Genomic DNA, 5,347 nt, shown 5'->3' with positions numbered 1-5,347 from the left:
AACCCTGATCGCTTGAAACAAACCTATCAAGCAGCACTCAACGATATTGGTTCTGCGATCACAGCTTTCAAAAATGATCCTTCTCACTATCGCACCACTTTAAAAAATCTTGGTGAACGCCTGTCTGATCGTGTAGAAGATCTCACGACAAAATTTGATCGAAGTGATATCATCAATGCCCTCATAAAAGATGGCATGACCCGTTCGGACGCACAAACAGCAGTAAACCGTGCCGTTCATCTCTATCAAAGCGCCGAGGAAAAAACCGAAAAAGCCATCAAAGCCCTTGAAGAACAGGCAGAAACACTCTCGGACAATCTTGAGGATACGATCAAGGGAGTAAAAAACACTGCGACTAAAGCTACAAAAGCAGCCTCCAATATGGGATGGTGGGGCTTTTTAGGAAGTCTGGTAGGCGCCATTGTTTCCAGTGTTTTTGGCTATTATGGTTATAGAAGCCGTAAGGATACTTTCATGCTTTAAAACTTCTACCTCTAAAGCAAACACATAAAAAGCTGCACACATGATGCAGCTTTTTTTGCAAAATTTCCTTGATTTTTCATGCTTTTCAACACAATCAAAATTTTCGACATCCACATAAAGCTTTTATAATCATGAGAAATAAGCTTCAAAATAAAAATTTTTTTTCAACAATTCTATTTTTTTATGTTTTTTCTTTAAGAAATTTCTTAAATGAAGTGTTGACTCCATAGATTATATATATGCGTTACAGCGTAACAAATATGCGACTATTGCTCTATTTTTGCCATTTAAACCAAACGAATATCGCAGAAACATATTCCGCTACAATCAACAACTTTTCTTAATATGGAAAGCATATCAATCTTATATCTCATGTAAGAGGGAGCATTATGCGGTTAACATTTCATCCACGCACAATATGAGAGAATAAGGTGAAATTTCTCTGATACAAAGGGAATACCAGCTTACCAAATTATCTATTCTCAACAAAGTAACACTCTCACCGCTTCAATATCAGTACTTTAGTTTGAATATACGAACACAATTTGCATTCTAGATTAAATGTATCAAATAAATAATAAACACAACATGCTATATAGGCTGGATTCCATCGATGCTTATGAACAAACGCTTATAAAGCAGATTGAAGTCGCCTCTATTGAAGTAAAAGATGGACAAAACAAACTGTATTTTGTTGTGGAAAGCAAAGGAAGTATTTTCGAAGACATCTTGCGCGATCTGGAAAAAGCAAAAATCCATTGCGGTCGTGAATATTTCAAAGCTTTGGGAGGAAATACCCAATATATTGTTTCTGATAATTATCAAACTTTTATCGATCAAGTACTTCAAAAAGATACCATAACAACTTGAAAAAATATTTGGACTATGGAAACAGCCCTCCCCTGTTGTTTATAAAATGCAACTTTTTCCTACTCTATAATTTACAAGCTCTTCCTTATAACCGATTTTAATTTTTATTAAACGATTAAGAGATTGTCGAACATTTTCCAGAAAGAGCTGCACATTTAAGAAAAGAAAATTATAAACTATTGAGAATACATTTGGCACCCAAACAATATCGCTGCATTTTTACTGTTTTGCCTCGCCCTCTTCTTATCGCATAAAGAGAAGGGCTCCGATTTATGATATGCTTTGTTTGAACGCCTTCTCAATAACATTTTCAATGGCATATAAGATCATAGAGCAGTTTACCACTTTTCGAGAAACCAACACACTGAGACCTTAACCACAACCTTCGTTATTTTTATGAAAGGACACTAAACCAACAAGCTCCTTAAGCTCTAAAATTTGGCCATCTCCAGTAACGTGCGGTGTTTATCAACGTCATGCTTCCTTTGTGCTCTTGGACACCTCTCAAAACCTCTTGAAATATGGGATTCTCTGTTGGTATCTTTGCAAATATCCACGAAAATTAAGCACGCATTTCAATGCGGAATAGTCCCATAAACGCGCTAACAGACACCCCTACAGCACACCAGCATAGAATATGGCATCCCGCGCGCCCGGCCCCCCAAAAATGCTGACCCTCTTCTGCCACGCATCGCGATGTGGAAAATAGCACTGTGCTGCAAACTTGGTGATGTTATTCACCCCATTCAAACCTCCTTGAATCGCTATGCTTGCATAACCGCAACAGGTTCAAATGAAACTGAAGCGACAAAAACATCTGGTAAAGCAGCATCTCTCTCCATTCCATTGTGAACTGTCATCACAAATCTTCCCCTCTTTAATAAAAAAGCCTTCTCTCATTGAGAGGTAAATTTTAAAAACATTTAAAATCATGATGCACGATGACAGACAGCAAACCATCTCTAAAAAGGCTGTTTTTTTACTTTTACAGTGTGCTCTGAGATTTCTCTAACATTTTCCTGCCTTTAGATTTTCCTTATAAAATTTACGGACAAAAGAAGTTTTTCAGAACTCTTTTACACATAACTTCATTGCTTCAAGTTCCCTTACAGACACGATAAACGTCTATATTTCCATCTACCAAGTGTGCGAGCTTTACAGCGGATATAATGAAAACAGTCTTTTTATAGAAAACCGTAAGCTTTAACGGAATAAACGAGATTTTAAACTAGCCTCCCGCATTACTCATTACTCTATACCGGTTATGCGAACAAAGAACCCCATCTGCTCTTTCTGACAAGCAAAAAACATACGCAACATTTGGTAACATACCATTGTTGAAATTCTTGTCACAAAGCCTTCCTTCCAGGGATTATGCGCATTGCCTGCTTCCTTCTCTCCAATAAACAATCTACCAATAAAGAATGTTATTGCAGTTACAATAATACAAAATTATACTTCTGTTCTCATTCTATATTTTTCGAATTATCACGCATTATCCACCCCTTCACTGTTATAACAATGAAAGGAAAAAAATTAAAACACAATATAGTATTTCTTTTTCACAAATCTTATATAAGCCACAAAATTGTTGCGCGCCTTTCTATGCAAGGTCAGGCAATAAAATCATATTCTAAAAACCACCCCACGCACCACTTTTTGATATTATAAAGATACAAAATGCAATTATCATCTCCGCAAAAAATATTTCAGAAAAACACTATTCCTCCTGCAATCATTGGACTACTTCCTCCAATGTTTGCGCACCATTATACGTGTAAGGAGTTAGATGACTTATTTATTGCATCATTTGCTCCTTCTGAGATTCCAGAAGGTACAAAACGCGAAAAAGTTAAAGCATGGCTACGTGCAATCAATGTGAAATGCGAAGAACCGCTTGAAGTCCTTGGTAACTTGCTTGGGGATTTTATGGAAAAAAATATTATGACCCAGACCCAAGCGGATTCAATCCATCATTATATGAAAAAATTTTACAGTTACAAAAAGATAAACACACAGTTGTAGAAAAATTAAAGGAGTATGACTTGGGATATCAGCGTGGAGGATATATTATCAAGAATGAGCTGACCTCCACACAAGAATTGCAAAAAGCTGGTCTCCTCTCTACAGAAGAGCTACAAAAACGTATTGCAGAGAAAGGACTTTCAGCAGTAGAAATCGAAATAAATAGGGCATTAGAAAATATAGAAAAAGATCCAAGGGAGGCGGTTCTATTTGCAGCAAATCTATTGGAAGCCTCTTGCAAAGCTTATCTCGACCACCATTCTATCCCATATGCAGAAAACGCCCGTAGTAATCTGCCTGCTTTATGGGAAGAAGTCGTTAAGAACGCTAAGATTCATACTGACGATATAAAGCAAAAAAACTTAAAAAATCAAGATCTAGATAAAAATGACTTAAAAATGATCACATCCGGTCTGTATCAAGTTGTGCATGGTACTATGAATTTAAGAAACAAGAAAAGTGCAGCGCACGGCCGCTCAAAAAAGGATTTCGAACTAATCAATCTCAAACCTCGCCATGCGCGTTTAACTTTTAATGCCGCCCATTCTCTCTCAATTTATATCTTAGAGCTCATGGATCAGCCATCAGAAAAACCATACACGGCTACCAGCATTTTCTCGTGCCATTTTTATTGCTTTTTAGGCATTAAAAAGGGGGGGTGTTGCCTATACCCTACAAAACCAAATATTTCTATAGCATGACAGAATGAGTAATCACACCGCCCTATGGTTCTCCTCTTCCCAGCGTTTCTAGGCTCCGCTTTTAAAGTCAGTGGCAATTTCTGTAAATGCAAAAGCCGCCCTTAAGGACGGCGAATGAGGATGGTGCAAAAGTATTTCCTTGATTATTTTTTAAAGAACAAGCTAGGTGGTGTACTATTTTTGGAAATCTCTCGTGAAGAAATATGATGATGGAGAAGCTAAGCATTATGATAATAATACAATTCTGACTCTATAAAGAGAGAAAATCTGAGTTGAGATTTAATCCCTGCAAAGCCTTTATGCGTATAAATTACATATTCTATAAAGCCCCACTTCTGATAAAAGCAATATAGGGGAAAGTTTGAGTGAAGAAGTATTATCTTTTAGTGCTTTAGAAGTATGGTTTTAAGATAAAAATATCGTTTTAGCTCTATAACAAGTAGTATTTAGAACAAGTGGAATAAGGAGCCAATAAGATAGAAGAAGGTCTTTTTTTCTAATAGCCATAAGATTTTGTGCTCTTAGAATTACTTGAGAATTATCTTTAAGACTTAAGCGCCCCCATTCCCTTGGCATATCCTTCTCTATAGCTTATAAAAGCCGATATTCTATAGCGGGGATAAAATTTAGCGATCACGTACTCTATGGCTTTCCCCTCCCCACTTGCCAGCTTTCGTTCAAACGTCAGTACCGATGGCTGCAAAAGCAAAAAGCCACCTCTTCTTTTTCTCACGCAGAAAACTTTTCCCTCATCACGCTCATTTCAAAAAGAGATCGCAAAAATCATCAATCCTTCAAAGAACATGCCATCCTAGAAGCGGCAAATGGGGCTAGAGCAGATGTCCAAGTGATAGTGTGAAGGGATATAAGTCCCTTTCAAAACAGATAGTACATTGCGCCAAGTATAGGGGGGTACAGCGTCTCATGGCTTTCTCAATTATGATTTATGTATGTTAGGATAGGTGTAAGAAGCTTTTTCAGCTCTCTAGATGCTTTAACGATAAGAGAATGGCCAGCAGATACAGAACCACCCTTACGTTCTTTTTCTGTCTGTTCCGATACACAAATTAACAATCGTCGCAAAAACCAAGATGCTGCTGCAATGGATGCATAAGATCTTGTATTACCGGCTATAACAGATGCACAAGAACTTGTTTTTCTCAAGTTAATTTGAGAAGCATCAGAGAATTTTTGAGAACAATCTAGATTGAGCGCTATTTTTTGCACTCTATCGTGAACAAACAGCAGCTGAAGGGCTACCCCATCCC

General features: G+C 37.3%; 4 protein-coding genes and 1 pseudogene. All 5 read left to right on the top strand.

The genetic code is table 11. The features are described 5' to 3' along the window. A pseudogene (locus tag U736_RS0108025) lies at positions 1 to 483 on the top strand (DUF3792 domain-containing protein); the annotation flags it as partial. Between the two features lie 588 nt (positions 484 to 1,071). After that, positions 1,072 to 1,353 (top strand): restriction endonuclease, encoded by a 282-nt coding sequence (locus tag U736_RS0108015; protein ID WP_026500608.1) that lies wholly within the window; start codon positions 1,072 to 1,074, stop codon positions 1,351 to 1,353. A 1,680-nt stretch (positions 1,354 to 3,033) separates the two neighbouring features. Then, a complete protein-coding gene (locus U736_RS12890; RefSeq protein ID WP_244596089.1) occupies positions 3,034 to 3,378 on the top strand; it encodes a hypothetical protein in 345 nt (114 codons plus the stop codon). A 20-nt stretch (positions 3,379 to 3,398) separates the two neighbouring features. Next, complete coding sequence (locus U736_RS11230) at positions 3,399 to 4,079, top strand: abortive infection family protein (RefSeq protein WP_244596090.1); 681 nt, start codon at positions 3,399 to 3,401, stop codon at positions 4,077 to 4,079. A gap of 946 nt (positions 4,080 to 5,025) precedes the next feature. Continuing rightward, the gene (locus U736_RS12295; protein ID WP_155915002.1) at positions 5,026 to 5,193 is read left to right on the top strand and encodes a hypothetical protein; all 168 of its coding nucleotides are present in this window, start codon (positions 5,026 to 5,028) and stop codon (positions 5,191 to 5,193) included. Positions 5,194 to 5,347: the final 154 nt, after the last annotated feature.

Source organism: Bartonella grahamii ATCC 700132 (assembly GCF_000518085.1).
Taxonomy (GTDB): domain Bacteria; phylum Pseudomonadota; class Alphaproteobacteria; order Rhizobiales; family Rhizobiaceae; genus Bartonella; species Bartonella grahamii.
The sequence above is the reverse complement of the archived record's forward strand: the minus strand, read 5'-3'. Positions and strand labels throughout refer to the sequence as shown.